The 18,698-nt window shown below is 37.7% G+C and carries 14 protein-coding genes; 1 reads left to right on the forward strand and 13 read right to left on the reverse strand.

Annotated features, from left to right (window positions below; all coding sequences use genetic code 11):
* Positions 1–579: 579 nt before the first annotated feature.
* Positions 580–3,873, reverse strand: a complete 3,294-nt coding sequence (locus tag ABIB39_RS17650; protein WP_354431495.1) for a CheR family methyltransferase — start codon at positions 3,871–3,873, stop codon at positions 580–582.
* A gap of 201 nt (positions 3,874–4,074) precedes the next feature.
* Between ABIB39_RS17650 and ABIB39_RS17655 the strand changes: the two genes are divergently transcribed.
* Positions 4,075–4,254 (forward strand): hypothetical protein, encoded by a 180-nt coding sequence (locus ABIB39_RS17655; protein WP_348052384.1) that lies wholly within the window; start codon positions 4,075–4,077, stop codon positions 4,252–4,254.
* 274 nt (positions 4,255–4,528) lie between these two features.
* Here the strand turns inward: ABIB39_RS17655 and ABIB39_RS17660 are convergent, their stop codons facing one another.
* The 12 genes from ABIB39_RS17660 to ABIB39_RS17715 form a co-directional block, all read right to left on the reverse strand.
* A complete protein-coding gene (locus tag ABIB39_RS17660) occupies positions 4,529–7,825 on the reverse strand; it encodes a CheR family methyltransferase (protein ID WP_354431496.1) in 3,297 nt (1,098 codons plus the stop codon).
* Between the two features lie 144 nt (positions 7,826–7,969).
* The gene (locus tag ABIB39_RS17665) at positions 7,970–9,745 is read right to left on the reverse strand and encodes an ATP-binding protein (RefSeq protein WP_354431497.1); all 1,776 of its coding nucleotides are present in this window, start codon (positions 9,743–9,745) and stop codon (positions 7,970–7,972) included.
* Between the two features lie 547 nt (positions 9,746–10,292).
* Complete coding sequence (locus ABIB39_RS17670; protein ID WP_354431498.1) at positions 10,293–10,436, reverse strand: hypothetical protein; 144 nt, start codon at positions 10,434–10,436, stop codon at positions 10,293–10,295.
* Positions 10,437–10,901: 465 nt separating this feature from the next.
* Positions 10,902–11,039, reverse strand: coding sequence for a hypothetical protein (locus ABIB39_RS17675; protein ID WP_354431499.1), 138 nt, complete (start codon positions 11,037–11,039; stop codon positions 10,902–10,904).
* A gap of 22 nt (positions 11,040–11,061) precedes the next feature.
* A complete protein-coding gene (locus ABIB39_RS17680; protein WP_354431500.1) occupies positions 11,062–11,841 on the reverse strand; it encodes a DUF475 domain-containing protein in 780 nt (259 codons plus the stop codon).
* An 11-nt stretch (positions 11,842–11,852) separates the two neighbouring features.
* A complete protein-coding gene (locus tag ABIB39_RS17685; protein WP_354431501.1) occupies positions 11,853–13,376 on the reverse strand; it encodes a helix-hairpin-helix domain-containing protein in 1,524 nt (507 codons plus the stop codon).
* Positions 13,377–13,385: 9 nt separating this feature from the next.
* A complete protein-coding gene (locus ABIB39_RS17690; RefSeq protein WP_354431502.1) occupies positions 13,386–14,834 on the reverse strand; it encodes a PP2C family serine/threonine-protein phosphatase in 1,449 nt (482 codons plus the stop codon).
* Positions 14,835–14,839: 5 nt separating this feature from the next.
* Positions 14,840–15,880: a TerY-C metal binding domain-containing protein gene (locus tag ABIB39_RS17695; RefSeq protein WP_354431503.1), complete on the reverse strand. Its 1,041-nt coding sequence runs from the start codon at positions 15,878–15,880 to the stop codon at positions 14,840–14,842.
* A gap of 254 nt (positions 15,881–16,134) precedes the next feature.
* Positions 16,135–16,767 carry a vWA domain-containing protein gene (locus tag ABIB39_RS17700; protein WP_354431504.1) on the reverse strand — a complete coding sequence of 211 codons (633 nt, stop codon included), beginning with the start codon at positions 16,765–16,767 and terminating at the stop codon, positions 16,135–16,137.
* Positions 16,767–17,405, reverse strand: coding sequence for a vWA domain-containing protein (locus ABIB39_RS17705; RefSeq protein ID WP_354431505.1), 639 nt, complete (start codon positions 17,403–17,405; stop codon positions 16,767–16,769). The genes ABIB39_RS17700 and ABIB39_RS17705 overlap by 1 nt, the downstream gene beginning before the upstream one ends.
* 9 nt (positions 17,406–17,414) lie before the next feature.
* Complete coding sequence (locus ABIB39_RS17710; protein WP_354431506.1) at positions 17,415–18,095, reverse strand: TerD family protein; 681 nt, start codon at positions 18,093–18,095, stop codon at positions 17,415–17,417.
* 7 nt (positions 18,096–18,102) lie between these two features.
* Positions 18,103–18,684, reverse strand: a complete 582-nt coding sequence (locus ABIB39_RS17715; protein ID WP_354431507.1) for a TerD family protein — start codon at positions 18,682–18,684, stop codon at positions 18,103–18,105.
* Between the last annotated feature and the right edge of the window lie 14 nt (positions 18,685–18,698).

Here is an 18,698-nt window from a genome sequence, read left to right on the forward strand (position 1 = left end):
TGCAGCGAAGTTATCCTACCTCTTTAAATAATAATTTGATATACAGCACGCTATTAAATGATCTTAATCATTTAATTTACTTCGTAACTATTTTGATAATAGTATGGATCAACTCGAAATGAAAGTGGGACTTAATAAACGGGAAAGATGTACCGGAAGTATCCTACCCAGTCTCAAACAGCAAAGAATAAGGTAAACAACTATCTGCTGAACGTTTGGCTGATTCAATAAAAATGAGGGACTTGAAGAACAGCTGGCTACTGCTAACAATTTGCAAAAGATACATTGCTTAACGAGCTTGATTCTTTCAAAAGATTTCCGTCGAACTGCCGAAAGAAAGCTTCAGATCGATTCTTTAGGTGTTTTTGTAAAATGGTTTCCGGAAATCCCTTTTCGAAAGAAAAATATTGGAACTTAATCCGCTCCTGACTATGTAAATCCAGCCTTTTGTGTGCTTATATTCATCAATTTTTCTTGAGGTCAGCAACACTAACTTTTAATTCTATCTATTGAGCACTTTCTGGACGTCAGTTTACCAAATCATGTACTTTGCACCAAAGAAAGGCATGTATAACATCATTATATTTGAAAAGCAAGCGTAAAAGTCGTCCCTTTGTTTACTTTGCTTTCAAATTTTATCTGTCCATTCATAAGGTTAGTATACCTGGTTACGATATTTAAACCCAAACCAGTCCCGGGAATAGTTCCCGTATTATGGGCCCTAAAAAACGCCTCGAAAAGGTGTTTCTGATCATCATCTGGAATACCTATCCCATTATCCTTTACTACCAGCGTTAATACGCCATCCTTTATAGTTGAATTGAATTCGATAAATGTTTCTTCACCGGAATATTTGATCGCGTTACTAATCAAATTTATCACGCAGTTCTTTAATAAGGACTGATCCATCTTCACTTTACTGGTGGTGCCGGAGTGCTGGAAAATGATCTTTTGGTTTTGCTTTGAGATCATCTGCATTTCCTCGGTGATGTTTTCACCGAATTCAACGATGTCAAACAGTGTTCGCGATGGTTCTACTTTTCCACTTTCCAATTTTTCCAGGGATAAAAAGTCATTCAGAATGGCGGTTAGGTTACCAACAGAAATCTTTATTTTACCGACATGTTTGTTGATATTGGCATTGTCAAATGGCTTTGCATATTTATCGATCAGCGAAGCTGATAACTGTATCGAACTTAAGGGTGTCCGGAACTCATGCGATGCCATTGAAACAAAACGGCTTTTCAAGACACCTAATTCTTTTTCCTTTTCCAAAGACAGGCTTACTTCCGCTTTTCCATCTTCCGAAGTTTTGATTGATTTCTGTAACCTGACGTTGCTTATATCCAGGTTATTTAATAACTTTTTAAGTTCTGAAATATCGTAAAAAGTAACAATGGCTCCGTCTGCTTTTTTACTGCCCTTTTTCAAATAAGGCATAGTCATTACCTGATATATCTTACCGTCAACGTCTTCCGCTTCTCTGGTAATGGTTGTCTCTTCCAAAATTACTTGTTTGATATCATCCATTAACGTCTCAAATTTTATATTGGTAGTGATGTTGCTGAGGGGACGACCAATATCACTCTCGCGTATATTGATGTGCTTTACCGCTCCTGGAGAATATCTTTTTAAGAGCAGGTCACGGTCTACAAAAAGCTGGCCGTTGGTGTTGCTGCGAAAGTAATTATTCAGGTCGTCGTTAAGGTCGGTTAATTCATCAATGGTCATCTGGTGTTCCTTATTGATGGTCTGTAGTTCCTCGTTAACGGATTGAAGTTCTTCATTGGTACTTTGCATCTCCTCATTGGATGATTGCATTTCTTCATTAGCCGATTGCAGCTCTTCGTTGTAAGATTGCATATTTTCATCCGAGGACGCTATACTCTCTTGAGCTACTGCGAGACTATGTTTTAATTCGGCAATTTCCATTTCCATACTGATCAAATGCTCTTTAGTGATCTCATTGATATCCGCTGGGCTGATAATATTTTCTTCCCTGGCAACCGTTTTTGACTCTGACAAAATGACAAGCAGCAACCGTTTCTCCGAATTGTTTACATAAAAGGGGCTAATGGTGATATTGACTATAGTACTTTTTAAATTTTCGGCATCTTCAATGGTTACTTCTTTTAGTAACACTCTTTCATCCAGCATCAACGCCTTATGGGCCGCCGCCTTAAAAATAATAGATATACTGTCTGGAAGAAGCGTATTCAAATCGAAATTAAAATTTTCATTTTTAAGGTAGGAATTAATATCACCGAATGATTGGATCACCGACAGGTTTTCATCAGTACAAATACCGGTAAGGCCGGATTCTTTATATAGGAAGGAATTGATCTGTTCCTCCAAAGCAGATCTGGAAGCCGGAAGAAGTGTCTTTTTATTCACTTCTTTATTATTTATTTTTGCCCCTTCGACCACATGAGACGAAAAAGAATCAAACCTGACCGCACGCCCGGTTTTACTACTTTTAAGTATGTTCCATTTTGTATTGATCTCTTCAAAATCTTCTTTTAATGTGCCGGAATTTTCACTGGGGCCCAGGAATAGGTAGCCATTTTGTTTTAATCCAAAATGCATCATGGCAAACACTTTTTTCTGCGATACCGGGTTTAGATAGATGAGTAAATTCCGGCAGCTGATCAGGTCGATATTGCAGTAAGGTGGGTTTTTAACCAGGTTATGCTGGGCAAATACCAGCATTTTTCTGATCTCGTGCTTAATTTTGTAAGATGCGCCATCTTTTGTAAAGTATTTATTTAACCTTTCTTTGGAAACTGTTTTTTCTATTGTAATTGGATAAATGCCTTTAGATGCGGTATCCAAAGCGGGTTTACTGATATCCGTTGCAAATATTTTAATTTCAAGTTCTTTTGGGTGTAGCGTCAAATATTCTTTCATAAGAATAGCCATCGAATATGCTTCTTCTCCCGTCGCGCAACCAGCTATCCATATCTTCAATATTTCGTTGTTGTTTTTGATGATATCAGGGATTACTTTTTTTTCGATGATCTTAAAAGCATCAGGGTCACGGAAAAAGGATGTTACACTGATCAAAAAATCATTTGCCAGCAACCCGATTTCCGAGTGGTTATCTTTTAAATAATTATAGTATTTACTTACCTGATTAAAATTGTGCTCGGCCATTCGCTTAGTGATCCTCCTGATAATGGTCGGACGCTTATATTCCGAAAAATCCATTGGTAGGTTCGCTTTGATAAGGTTGAATATCTGCCCAAGCATCTCCTCAGTAATATCGTCCGGTTTTTGACCCGTAGGTAATATTAGTTTGCCCTCTTTTACATAATTTTCAATAATCTTAGGCATAGCCTCCGGTGACAGGACCAAGTCGGCAGAATCAGTAGCGATAGCCGCCAGTGGCATCCCATCAAAGGCTGCAGTGGCAGGTTCCTGAACAAGCACAAGGCCCCCGGCATTTTTGATGGCTTCAATCCCATTTGAACCATCATTGCCTGTACCGGACAGTATGACCCCTATGGCCTTATCTCCTCGCTCTTTCGCCAGGGAAGTAAAAAAGTAATCAATCGTCATATATGGACGGGACTGATCTTTTTTATCAGATAGTAAGAGCCTGCCGTTTTCAACGGTCATGAATTTGGAACTTGGGATCAGGTAGACGGTATTAGGCTTAATATCCACGTTTTCAACTGCCTCGATAACTTCCAGTTTGCTATGTTGTGCCAGTAAGTGGGCCATCTGGCTTTTAAAATCAGAGGACAGGTGCTGTATTAAGATATAGGAAACCGCGTCAAGCGGGGTATAATCGAAAAATGCGGAAATTGCTTCCAAGCCGCCGGCAGAAGCACCAATGGCTATAATGTACTGTTTATCGACAATTTTAGCCATGATTTTTTGAGTGAATTAAGAGAAAGAAACGATGGAATAGCAGTAATAAATGTAACATAATTATTCTTAGTTTGTTTTAAATACGAAGCTTCTTAAGTGAACAAACCTGATAACAAAAACTGGTCAGGCGAGTTTGTTCGAAATACCGAAGATAAATGCACTACTATTGTAGATAGTATTTAGTAAAATTGAAGGGAGCCGATGATGAATGTAGGAAAATTTGAAGGGTTCGATGATCAATTGAAAGACCTTCGGCCAGAGGTAAAGGAAAAGGCGCTCGACCTGGCATCTGGTTATGCTCAAGAGGGCATAGAAATAAAAATTGCTTTAAGAAAAGCGATCGCTGAAGCGGAACTTTGGTTTTTAGATTCGGAGGGTTAACTACAACTTATTAGTGAAAGACCAATTAAGGAAAGTAACAACATAAGGCAACAGGTAGACAGCAATCCAAGTTGATAATCATTCTGCGAAAACAAGTAGATAAGCTCGATCATGAAGCCGGGTATGACGGATAAATACTTTGCTTTATGAAAATCAAAAAGGGAAAGAAACCTCTTAAGTGGCTGGATTCTGTTTTAGTTTTAAATAAATGTACTGGCTAAAGTATAACTAAGTTAAATTAATTACTGGTTAGTTTTTTTAAATTTCAGCTACTTTATAAAATGGTTGTTGGTATTACTATCGGTTCTGCTATCATTTTAAAAAATACTTTAAAAGAGCAGCCTTTGCCTGAATCGCATTCCACTTCGATCTTACCGCCGGATGCATTGACGATCTTTCGGATCAAATATAATCCGATGCCTGTTCCTTCGGCAGTTTCATTGACTCGTTTATACTTTTTAAAAATATGGTCTATCTCATCTTTTGTAATGCCGATGCCGTTATCAGTGATCGTTAATACGTTATAATCACCTTCTAGTTCAGTTTTGATGCTGATTTCCGGCACACGATCGGGTGAGCTGAACTTTAATGCATTCGTGATCAGGTTAAACATTACACTTCGCAGGTTTTTTTTAGCGAACCGAACTTCTTTTTTTCTGAAATCCGTATGAAAAATCGCTTTCGAAACCTTGATTTTTTCTGATAGCGTCTCTTTGATCTCCTTAAAAATCTCCGGGAAATTTTCCAGACTCTCAACTTCATATTCCGATTCGATAAAGCCTACCTTAGCCAGATCGCTGATAATGGCTTTGAAATTGATTACCGCCTTATTCATCATCCCGGATAGTTCCATAACCTCCGGGTCTTTTGTATTCAACTTATCATTAAGGATCTCCAGTAGCATTCCAATATTGACGATAGGTGCATTCAGGTCATGTGAGGCGCCAAATACAAAGTTGTTCAGGTCGGCGTTAATCCTTAATAGGCTCTTATTACTGCTATCCAGGCTCCGGTTGCTGATATCCAGGCTTTTATTGCTGATATCCAATTCCTGCAATAGTTTTTTTAATTCCGTGATGTCATAGAAACTGATAATTGCCCCGTCGGCTTTTTTGCTATTTTTCTTCAAGTAGGGCATGGTCATCACCTGGTAGATCTTTCCGTCAGTAGCTGCCGCTTCGCGGGTAATGGGCACCTCATCATCAATGACTTTCTTTATATCATCTATCAGGGTTTCAGATTTTATATTCGTAGTGATATTGCTTAGCGGGCGACCAATATCGCCCTCGCGAATATTGATGTGTTTTACCGCACCGGGCGAATATCTTTTTAGCAGCAGCTCCCTGTCAACAAATAACTGGCCGTTGGTATTGCTGCGAAAATAATTGTTCAGGTCGTCATTCAGATCCGTTAAATCGTCAATAGTCTGCTGATGATCCTTATTGACCGTTTGCAATTCCTCATTCACCGATTGCAACTCTTCGTTCGAACTTTGCATTTCCTCATTGGCGGACTGCATTTCTTCGTTAGCGGATTGCAGCTCTTCATTAAAGGACGACATATTTTCATTAGAAGAGGCGATGTGTTCATAGGCCACACCAAGTGTGTGTTTTAACTGGGCTACCTCCTGTTCGAGACTGATCAGGTGTTCTTTGGTCGCTTCATTGATATCTTCCATACGGATCACATTTTCCCCGGCTATTTTGCTCTGGCTTTCTGTAAACAACACCAACAGTAAACGTTCTGCTGATCCGGTTATATTAAACGGGTTCAAAATGATATTGATCGTATGCTTTGATCTACCATTAGCTTCGATATCCAGTTGGTTCATTATAACCCGTTCGTTTAGTTTCAGGGCTTTGTGAGCAGCCGCCTTAAAGGCGATGGAAATATGCTGCGGCAATAGGTCGTTCAGGTTGTGATTGAAATTGATATTTTTTAGATAAGGTTTTGTATTGCCAAAAGACCGAACGACCGAGAGATTTTCGTCGGTACAAACGCCGTTAAAATCGCCTTCTTTTAGCAAAGCTGAATTAACCTGGTCTTCGAGCTCAGATTTGGATACTGGAGCGCTGTTCTTTTTGCTTACTTCGATGGTAGTGGTCTTTAATTCTTTGATCCGGTGCGACGAAAATGTATCGAATCGGATAGCCCGCCCGGCTTTATTACTTTTGAATATATTCCATTTACCACTGATTTCGGTAAAGCTATCCTTAAGAACAGTAGCACTCTCGCTGGGCCCTAAAAAAACAAAACCACCTTCTTTTAGCCCGAAATGCAACATGGCAAATACCTTTTGCTGTAAAGCGGTATTGAGATAAATTAACAGGTTACGGCAGCTGATCAAATCGATGTTACAATAAGGTGGATTTTTCGTCAGGTCATGCTGGGCGAAGATCAGCATTTTCCGGATCTCGTGCTTGACTTTGTATGATGTTCCTTCCCTGTCAAAAAATTGTTGAAGTCTTTCCTTGGATACTGTTTTGGTGATGCTTTCTGGATAAACTCCCTTTGAAGCGGTATCCAGTGCCGCTTTGCTTATATCTGATGCAAATATTTTGACTTCGATATTTTTGCTGTTTTTATTTAAATATTCCTTGATAAGTATCGCCAAGGAATACGCTTCTTCGCCGGTGGCGCAACCGGCCACCCAAATTTTTAACACATCAGTATTGTTTTTTTTGATGATATCCGGGATAACGGTTTCTTCGATGATCTTAAACGCTTCCGGGTCGCGGAAGAAGGAAGTCACACTGATCAGAAAATCATTGGCCAATAAGGTGATCTCTGTCGCATTCCCTTTTAAGAATTGGTAGTATTTATCTACTTTGTTAAGGTTATAGTTCACCATTCGCCGTTTGATCCGACGAATGATCGTAGGGCGTTTATAGTCGGAGAAATCCAAAGGCAGGTTGTCTTTGATCAAGCTGAATATGTCTTCAAGTTCCTTTTCGCTGATCTGTTCAGTGGGTTGGTCTGTCAAAAGCTCAAGAATGCCATCCTTCACATAGTCTTCGATGACCTGGGGCATAGCTTGGGGTGAAAGGATCATATCAGCACAGTCAGTCGCTATAGCAGCCAGTGGCATGGCTTTGAAACTCGCGGTAGTAGGATCTTGAATTAACACCATACCGCCAGCATGTTTGATCGCTTCAATTCCTTTCGAACCATCATCGCCAGTACCTGATAAAACAATTCCGATAGCCTTGTTGCCGCGTTCCTTGGCCAACGACGTAAAGAAATAGTCGATCGTCATGTGTGGCCTTGGTTGATCTTTTTTGTCTGAAAGGATCAGCTGGCCTTTTTTAACGGCCATAAACTTCGAACTTGGTATCAGGTAAACCGTATTGGCTTTGATATCCACATTTTCAATAGCCTCGACAACCTGTAATTTACTATGTTGAGCCAATATTTGCACCATTTGGCTTTTAAAATCTGCAGATAGGTGCTGGATCAGGATATAAGATACGGAGTCCAGCGGAGTATAATCAAAAAAGGCAGAAATAGCTTCCAAGCCTCCGGCGGATGCGCCAATGGCTATAATATACTGTTGATCGATAATCTTAGCCATGGTATTTCTGGTTTATACTAACACAACTTATAGTTGGTAGCTGGTAAATATATTGCTATTATAATGTATTAATTAATTAATTTATTTTCAATGGTTTAAATATCTTAATATTGGTAGTATGCTCAAAAAGGCGGTAGTAATAAGTTAATTAATCGGAAAATCTGGGCGTATAGGAAATGTGATCGTGAAAGTAGTTCCTTTATTCACCTGACTTTTAAACCTGACCTTTCCATTCATTAACCCAACATAGCGCGTGACGATATTCAGGCCTAACCCTGTTCCCTGAATATTTCCGGCATTGTGCGCGCGGAAGAAGGCTTCGAATAAATGCTGCTGGTCTTCTTTAGGTATACCAATGCCGTTATCCTTGATAATGATAGTCAAATATTTCCCGGTGGTCTTGGTGCGAAACTCGATCAGCGAATCTGGGCCGGAATATTTGATCGCGTTGCTAATCAGGTTGATGATGCAGTTTTTGAGCAACGATGGATTAAGCTTAACTAAATGGCCCTGCCCGGTATGGCGAAATATGATCTGCTGCTCTTTTTTGGCTAGGGACTGCATGTCTTCGGTTATATCTTCTGCGAATTTTACTACATCGAATTCGCTGAGAATAGGATTGATTTTACCGGTTTCCAGTAGTTCAAGGGATAAAAAGTCATTTAAGATATTAGTCAGGTTTTTAGTGGCATTTTTGATGGTTTCCGTATATTTTTTAATGATGGTATGATCCAAGTCCTGTGCAAGTCTTCCAATCAGTTCAGCAGAAAGCTGAATAGATGTGAGGGGCGTTTTAAATTCATGCGAAGCCATTGACACAAAGCGGCTTTTCAGCATATTCAGGTGTTTTTCCTTTTCGAGGGATTTGCTTATTATTTCGCTGCTCAATTCGATTGCAGTAACAGAGTCGGTCAGGCTTTTATTACTGATACCAAGCGCAGCCAATAATTTCTTTAGTTCGCTAATATCATAAAAGCTGATAATAGCGCCGTCCGTTTTTCCCGTGTTCTGCCGAATATAGGGCATGGTCATGACCTGATATGTTTTCCCTTCGGAAGATTCCGCCTCCCTGGTAATGGTTTGGCCGTCCTGCATGATTTGCAGGATATCTGCGATCAGCGTTTCAAATTTGATATTTGTGCTGATATCCGCCAATGGCCTGCCAATGTCGCTTTCCCGTAGATTAATATGTTTTAAAGCACCCGGGGAATATTTTTTTAATAATAGGTTATTGTCAACAAATAACTGACCATTGGTATTACTTCGGAAATAGTTATTCAGGTCATCATTTGATTCGGTCAATTCCGCATTAGTTTCCTGCTGTTCCTTATTAATCGTTTGTAATTCTTCATTGACAGATTGCAGTTCCTCATTCGCGCTTTGCATTTCCTCGTTGGCAGACTGTAATTCCTCATTATAAGCCTGAATATTTTCATTGGAAAAATTTATGGATTCATAGGCTACTTCCAGGTTGCTTTTGGCATCAGTGAGTTCTTGTTCCAAACTGGCCAGGTGTTCGCGGGTGAGTTGCCTCATATCTCCGGGGCCGATCAAAGAATTATCTTTCAGTTTTTTTTTGTTCGTTGTAAACAGGATGAGCAACTGCTGCGGCTTCGAGTTGCCGTTAAAAACTGGGTTTATGACGATGTTTACGGAATGGTTACCTTCAAAATCCAGGTCTTGTAGGGTCACCCGTTGCTTCGAGGTTAAGGCTTTATGTGCTGCTGCTTTTACGAATGTAGCTACTTCATCAGGTAATAGTTCGCTTAATTTAAAATTAAAATTATCCTCTTTCAGATAGGAAGTGGTATCGCCAAATGCTTTCAATACGACGAGGTACTGGTCAGTGGCAACACCGGTTAGTCCTGCTGCTTCGATAAACATCGTTTGCTCGTCGTTAACATTTATAACTCTTGACATTGTTAACCCTGATATTTTACCGTTTTGCACGCTTGTTGGTTTATTGGCAATTAACGCCAGATTGAGTATGGAATAATTAGGAGTAGAAAGAAAAGTTTGATAAATGTAACACAATACAACCCGTCTAAAGCTATAATTAATTTATAGTACATCAGATTTTTAGTATTGCGGTAACAAATTTAGTCAAAGCGATACTGGAAAGGCATGATGATAAACAAGTCAAAATATGATTTAAGTCACTCCTCGCTGATTGTAGTTTATTTATCGTCTACAACTCTCCGCTGTAACAAATGGGACTGAAACGCAATTTGAGGCAACCTAAGCCTTCTCTAATAATCTACGCCAATTGCTTTAAAAAGATTTGGGGTGTTTATGCCCTTACGTTCCCAGTCAATTTGCTGCTTCCTGGCTTTTTAGAGTGCCGTCAGGAATAGTCAATTTTTTTTCCTTTTGCCAGCAATAGAGGTTCCTGATCATTTCTTTGGCAATTTGAACTAAGGCTTCAATGGTCAAAAAGCCTGGTGAGGGTAAGCGTTCTCATAGTTCATCAGTTTTTAGAGTAGCGGATCTTTAGACTGTAGTGCTCATGATCAGTGTGGAACAAGTCTTTCTCATACTCGTAGACATCCATCCCCAGGTGGCCTATTTTACCGTACAATAGCCCTTTTAACGGCTTTTTATTAAATAACACCCTTAAATTTGGCCAATAAGAAACCAATAATCCGCCATTTCGTAGCAATACTAACTATCAATCGGCGTAATAACAAAGTTCTGCAAAAAAGAGGTACTGGTTTTTTTGTGAGAATCTTCTGCAAATTTTCTGCAAAGAAAAACCCCCACTCGCCAGAGTGGGGGTTAAGTCATTGATTTTCAAGCTCCCCAGACTGGACATAATTCGAACCGCTTAGTGGAGCAATTGAAGCTATTGAATGAATTACAAGTTGCTTAAGCGGGGTTCGATTCCGTGCAGGCTAATCAAGTTGGCAAGGTTAACCTACAAAGGCAGCCGACGCCTTACAAAGCCTGAACATTTTTGAGAATGACTTGGGGCTTGCTGCGGCGATAAACAACGATATAGGGCCACCCAATAGGGTTTAAAAGGCGGTTAGGAATTTAGCCGCCTTTTTTTCCTTAGTTCGGCTTTTATAGTTAAAGGTCAATCTGCGGCAGCGGTATCAAGGTTGCTGTTAAGATGGTCGCGTGCCTTCTTTTCATTATTCTTTACGTTGATACTAAATACGACATGCTCTGGCCCGAAAGGAAACGGGGCTGCCTGTTTCAAAGCACCTGCCACCAAATACTTTATAGGTAGGGAGTCAATTGCTTTCTTCTAAATTCTGCTTTTTTGGAAAGTTGAAAAACATACTCGTCAGAATTGGAATAAAGAAAATGGCTACTGTTAAAACAGAAATCCCTATATCTGCAGCATGACTTGATAAAAATTTGCTGAAACCACTTTCAGGATAAAAATGCTCGAATAAAGAAAGTGTTAGTTTAATTCCAAGCACTGCTATTACAACAAATGCCGCTGTTTCAAGAAAATTATACTTTTCCATAAGTTTAACAAACCATTGTGCAATAAATCTCATTGCTAAAATGCCTATAAAAACACCTACACAAACAAGAATTATATTTGGAGTAAATGCTACTGCTGCAAATACATTATCTATAGAAAATGCCATATCCATTAATTCAACTAAACAAACTGTTGCCCAAAAACTGCCAAGCGAACCAACCGTTGCTTTATACAACCAATTTCCATTTTTATCTACAAAATCGTCTTCTGCTGATTCGGTTTGTTTTCCTTTCCAATAACCATATACCAAGTATAATAAATAAAGTCCGCCTATAGGTTTTAAAAACCAAAATTTCAATAACACTGATGCGAAAATCATTGCTAACCCTCGAAAAATATAAGCACCCCAAATTCCGTATTTTAATGCTTTATCCCTTTGTTTTTCCGGTAAGTCCATTACCATGGTTGCCAATACAGCCGCGTTATCTACCGATAGTAAACTTTCTATGATAATAAGATTTCCGATAATTGCCAGTGATGCACCTGGGTTATCCAGAATTTGTTGTAATAATTCTTGCATATAATTGCTAATTAGTTGTTTGCTATTGTTATTACCGCTACTCTTCCACCATCTTCTTTGGAAAATAAAAGCCGTTTACCATTTGTAATTTCTACCATTGCCCCAATAGCAATTTGCTTATCCTCTGTAACATCTTTTAAATAAGTAAGCTTTTGGTTTACAAAAACCCATTTATTGTTATGGTATGCAAAGTAACCATCACTTACTTTTTCTTTTTCAGTCAGTTTTTCATTTCTAATTATATTCCTATTTGAGTGCCATTGATGTAAGGTTGCATTATGATAGACTACAATTCTTTGATTTTCCGGATTCCAAACATTTGGTCTGAATTGGTAAAATAGATCTAAAACAGGAATTGTATTGTTGTATTTCGTGCTACAAAATGGGCATTTTGTATTATTTGTGTTATTAAAAACAAACCATTTCTGGTCACAATTTTTATTACTACACTCCAATTTTAAATCATTGGTTTTTATTAACGCTTGTTCCCAAGCGTCAGCCGTTGGCCTCTCATTCGGGCTGTGCAAACCTTTTATAAATGCTTGGTCAAAAAGTTCTTTTAGATATGGGCCTGTTATTGTGTATGGGGTTTTTGACAAATCTGTCCAAGGATAAAATTTATTTAGATTTTCACCGTATTCTCTCTTAAAATTTCTGTTTTTGTTGTCGGTAGGATGTTCAATAAAAAGAGCTTTTGAACCCATTAAAAAGTTTTCTTCTTCAATTTCGTCTATCTGTCCAAAATAATTCCCTCCTCTTAGAGGGTGCCTATATAACAGGTACATATAAATTAGCACCGCTAATGCATGTAAATCCGTATGTCTATTTGGAAGTTTTCTGTCAGTGTGGGTCTTGTTTAGATGTTTCGTAGACAATACTTCTGGAGCAATAAAGTCAGCCGTGCCTATTACATCAGGTGCAAACTTCCCAGGAACAACTAACCCATCAATATCGATAATATTAGCGCCAGAGCCATTAGTAGGATCGATTAAAACATTATTGTATGAAAGATCAGAGTGAGCCAATCCAGCGCTATGCAAGCGTTTTACTCCTCTTGCGATATTTACACAAACTTGAAAATAACTTAACCAGTTGCCAAGCTCAGAAATATCCAATTTTGTTTTAGAAGCTACTGCTCTAAATTTGGCGCTTGCAAACCATTTACCATTTTTTTCTTTACCTCTTAAAATGTCATTGCTTGCATAACCCTGTTTAAAGAAAAAACGTTTGTTATAAGCAGGGACAATAATTCCTGTTAAGCCATCTTTTTCTACAATATCATAAGGCCAACAGTATAATGTTTTCCAAAATTCACCCCCGTCTCTATTAAAAAAATCATCTTTGTATTTTGAAGTAATCAACCTCAATCTTTCCTTCGCATTAAAATCTAATTTTGCTCTGTAAAATGCGACCACATAAGATTTATCCGGGCTGAAATAGACATCTTTCATACCTCCACGCATGGGATCGCCGTCATCCACATATTGGTAGTTTTTTGAAATATCTAAGATCGACTTTAAAGTAATAGTTGGCATATATATCTTTTAGAAAACTATTGCTAAAGTTCTATCATCGTGATTCCCAGCGCTCCAAAAATCCATCCATTTTGATAAATCAGGGCCTATTTTAGCATTATTTTTATTAAATTCAACTTTGCTGTTATCTTCGTTATTTCCGTCTAAATCTTTTAAAAATTCAATCCATTTTTCATGTTTATCAAGATTGGCTTCCACAACGAATTTTGCGTCATATACGCCATCTGTCATTAAAAACAAATATGAAAAGTCTTCTATAATTTTTAAGTTGAACCGAGTTATCATCACTTCCTGTTTTTGAAAAATTTCAGGTTGAGTGATAAATCGCGTTCCTCCTCCATATTCACCTACATCTAACCAATTAAGTAAAGTTGTTTCAGTTAATTCTTTATTCATTACTGCAATAGGGCAATCCCCAACTCCAAAACTTTGTATTATGTAGCCGAAATCGAATTTCTTGAATAGCGCGAAAATCAAAGTTGAATGAAAATACTCCAGACTGGATTTTGCCTTTGGGTTATTAAAAAGCTCAGGATTAGATAAAGAAGTTTGAGCAGCAAATTCTTTCAGTTTATTATGGACATAAACGCTTGCTTTGTACAAGTTTTGCTTTGATAAAATTTGTATCTCTTTTAATTTCTCCTCTGTTTGATCTTTGCTGAATTCGAAAATTTTATCCTCAAACTCTTTTGCTTTTTCAATGTCTGCAACATTTTTAAAGTATTCTATGACTGACTCACAAGCTATTTTAGAACCTGCTCTCGCAAGAAATGCACTACCAGCACCATCGCTTAAAACAATCAATGACCACTTCGAATCATGAAAATGTTTAAAAGCGAAATCATCATCTCTTGAGCTGCCCTCTTTTCCGTGACTTCTTCCTCGCTTTGAAGAAACAACAATATTTTTTTCTCCTAAGCCATCAAAAATATCTACATCATCAGGTTTTGCAAAAATTGCATTTTGATCGCTTGGTTGCAATTTCCACAAACTTTTAGGATCAGGATTAATTACCAATGATATTAATTTTTCATTTAAAGGTTGAGTTTCTTCGTCACCCTTTAAATGAAAAAGAAGTTTAAATTTCACATCGCCACTTTTGGATGGCGTCCCTTCAATTGTATCTATTTCTTTATTAAATGTTAATCCTAACTCTTCCAGACCTTCAAATTTCACATCAACTATATCATTTAATTTGAGGGCTATAAAATCTAATTTGGCAGAATATGGTACAAACTCTTTTGCATTAGGTATTATTATGTGTTGATTATTTATATCAGCAAGCCTATTTTGTTTATCCCAGTTTACCATAATTTTTGATTGATTTTCAAAGATCAATTTAACCAATGCTGTATTAATTGGATTATTTGCAAATTCATCTAATAATTTAATTCTGTCATTTTTGATTTCATTGCTTTTTGCATTCAGTAAGTTTTGTATATAAGCTTTTATTTCCATAAGGTTTATCCTTGTGTGCGATTTACATCAAATCCACCACTACCAAAACCGTAAGTACCTTCGTTTCCGCACCAAGGACATATGCTGGTAGTTTCATTACCGATGCAATGTAATTTGCCACATACACAAGCTGCAAATGCAAATTGATTTCCGCAACACGGACAAGTTGGCGCGCCTAACAACTCTTCAGTATTTATCCTGAGATTTGTAGTAGTTTCATCAGATAGTTCGAAATAATTATTATCAACTTGAAACGCTCCAACTAATCTATAGTCTTTGTCAATGTCACCATTGCCATTAATTGAAACGTGCCGCTTATATTTCATTAAATAAGGCCGCTTCGATTTTTGGCATTTTGCGGATAAGACGACAAAATTATTATCTATGGATTCGGTTTTCCTATTTTTAGACAGGTCAATCTTAGAGAGCGTATTCTCATCTACTTTGGCTAATTCAAACCCTGTTTTATTAATTTCAACACTTTCGCTACTTGTTTTAATGGAATCTGTAACCCACTTGAAAAATTTCTTGTAGGCGCTTGAATCAGTATTGTTGAAATGTAAAACGTTGTCGGTTAGCTCGTTCAATTGCTGATTGTCTGTTTCGCAACCGAATGATATTGCAACTAAATTAGTTGCTCTTTCCCAATTTTGCCTCCATTCTCTAATCGCATTTGTGGTATTGTCGGTTGGAACGCCGTCGGTAAATAAATACACTATGGGTTTCCAATCGCCTTTTACTTCATGACTCGTTTTTATCGTATTTTTCCGCAACTCAAACATTAGATGCCCTAAACCTTTACTTAAAGAGGTACCACTTCCGATTGGGAATTTTGGCGGGTAAAAGTTTATCAACTCTTGCAATGGCACGAGAGTTTTTGCTTGTCCAGCAAAAATTATGATAGAAATCCAAACTGTTTCTATCGCTGTAGGTTCTGCTTTAAGGCTTTTAATTATTGTTGCCAACCCTTCTTCTACTTGTTGAATTGGGTCGCCGATCATAGATTCGGAAACGTCAATTAAAAAATAAACCGGCAAACGTCTCATATTCTATCTTAAATTTAAAAGTATTAAAAGTATAATCAACACTATTATTTGTGTTAAATCAACGGACAGGCCCTGGCCAACCTGGAATGGTGTAACAAGTTTTTTTATAAAATTCAAAACCGGAGTAAAAACACCACTAAAGAAGTTGAAAATCCCTTTATACCTACTATCCAATTTATCTTTATAAGGCAATAGCTTAGAATACAAAAACAATCCTATTACCAACACATTTAGCAACAACGATAAAACTATTCTCATAATACTTGTACAACTTCCAGAGGTGGTGGGGGCAGAGCTACAGAATCAGTCGTCCCCATACTTTTATTTCCTTGTTCAATTGTATCCGAGACCCATCTAAAAAATTGCTTTAATGTTGTGCTATCTGCTGTTGCCAAATGAACTACGTTATCTGTAAGTTCTTTTAACTTGGAATCATCTGCTAAACGGCCAACGGCACAGCCGACAATTACACCAAAATTTAACATTTTTATTTTGGGAATCATTTCATTATATAACATTGTATCAGATGGTTTACCGTCTGTTATTAAAAATAGTAAAGGTTTCCAATCTCCTTTTTGATTTGCATTTCCTTTTTTTATGTCAGTACTTGCTTTTAGATATAACAACTCTAATGCCTTGCCTGTTAAGGTTGCTCCAATCGGATCAGTGATCTCTGGTAACTGAAATGATGGCAATTCTGTTAATGGGACTAGTTCAGTAACAGTCGAATTAAATGTTATTATGCTAATCCAAAGCGTTTCGGCTGCTTGAGGATCTGAACGCAACGAATTTATCATTCCACTTAAAGCGTTGTTTAAAGCTTGAATTGGTTCTCCATTCATGGAGCCTGATGTATCCAATAGAAAATAAACAGGTAATCTGCGCATTACACAACAATGTTTAGCTCAGATGGCGGTGGCGGTAGTTCATTCAATCCTATAACTTCTTTGCCACTGTCTTCCACTTTTGTTGAAGAAACACCAATAGAAGCAGTTACCCAAGCAAAGAATTTAGCAATGCTTTGACTATCAGCAGTATCTAAACTGACTACATTTTCAGTAATCTGTTTTAAAATATTGGTATCTGCACCACTACCAGCAGCACAAGCAACGACGATTCCAGTTTTCCTTTTTTTGAATTCTGCAAGTCCCGTTTGCCAACTATCAGTTGGCATTCCGTCAGTCATTATAAAAACTAATGGTTTCCAATCGCCCTTGGTTTCGGGAGTGGTTTTTGTAATTTCTTTATCAATGCAATTACTTAACAATTTCAACCCCTCACCGAGTGAAGTTCCGCCTGAAGCTTGAATATCTTTCATTTGAAAAGAACCCAAATCAGTTAATGGAATTATTTGACTCGCTCTACTATCGAAAGTAACCACGGAAATAAATGCGGTTTCTTGTGCCTGGGGATTTGAACGAAGGGAGCTTATCATTACTTGTACACCATTTTTTACGGCTTCTATTGGTTCTCCCACCATTGAGCCTGATGTATCTAAAAGTAGATATACGGGTAATCTTCTCATTGCTATATTTTACGAGGTGTATTTTTTAAGAATATCAATAAAATTATCTGTTTGGTAAGGCTCCCCTATGGCTCTAAATTTCCAATCGCCGTTGTGTCTATATACTTCTGAGAATATCATCGAGCACATGCCATTAAATGAGGCGTCTCCAGACAAACTAAATTTCGCAATCTCTTTACCTTTTGCATCGACTGCTCTAATAAAGGCATTATCAACCATACCAAAATGTTGATTGTTTTTCTTGCCTTGGTAAATAGAAACTACAAAAAGAATTCTTTGGTACTTATGATCTAAGGAATCCAATTTTACAATAATTTGCTCATCATCTCCATCGCCAGCACCAGTTCTGTTATCGCCCGTAAGCCAGATATGGCCCGACGGATGTTTCAGTGAATTAAAGAAAATAACATCACCTTCATAAAGTCCGATGTTTTGCCCATTGGTGGCTTGCTTTGTCCTTCCAAGATTGGCAACTTTGCCATTTGCATCTAGTAAAAATGCAATTGCATCAAGGTCATATTCTTCTTCTTTTGCTCCACCAAAGAGTTTTCCCAAAAAGCCACTTTCTTTTTGACGAACATCCCAACCTAAACCAATAGTTACTTGTGAAAGGTCATAAACACTCTCGCCTTTTGAATTTTTGCGTAGGTCTATTGTTTGACCCTTGGATAAATTTATTACTTCTTGCATAGTAGGGTTACTTCTGAATTGTTCCTGAAAAATATTTACTTAAAAAAAATGCTAAGTCCTCTTTGTATCCAATGCCAGAAGCGTCGAATTTCCAATCATTGTTTCTTTTGTATAATCGCCCAAATTCAATGCCCGTTTCGATTGAAAAGTCCTCACCTAACTCATATTTCATTACTTCTTTACCAGTGTGATTATCAACAAGTCTTATATACGAATCTCGAACTTGGCCAAAATTTTGCTTCTTTTCAGCTGCACTATCAATCGTAACAACAAATAGGATTTCTTGAACACTCGGGTTTATTTTTGAAAGGTCAATAATTATAGATTCGTCATCATCGCCGTCACTTGATGATCCATCTGGATCATCGCCGGTATGTGTTAACGCTCCGTCTGGTGAGGTTAAATTATTGAAAAAAACAAAGTAATCTTTGTTGGGCATTTTTCTTTTTTCATCAATCATAATTGCTGAAACATCTAAATCAAATGTTCCGCCTGTGCCTTCGTTAGGTTCCCACCCTAAGCCGACCGTTATATTTGTAAAACCAACTGCGACTTTGTCGCCTTTTCTTAAATTAATTACTTCTGGCATATTATATTATCTTT

The organism is Mucilaginibacter sp. UYP27, from assembly GCF_040547175.1.
Taxonomy (GTDB): Bacteria; Bacteroidota; Bacteroidia; order Sphingobacteriales; family Sphingobacteriaceae; genus Mucilaginibacter.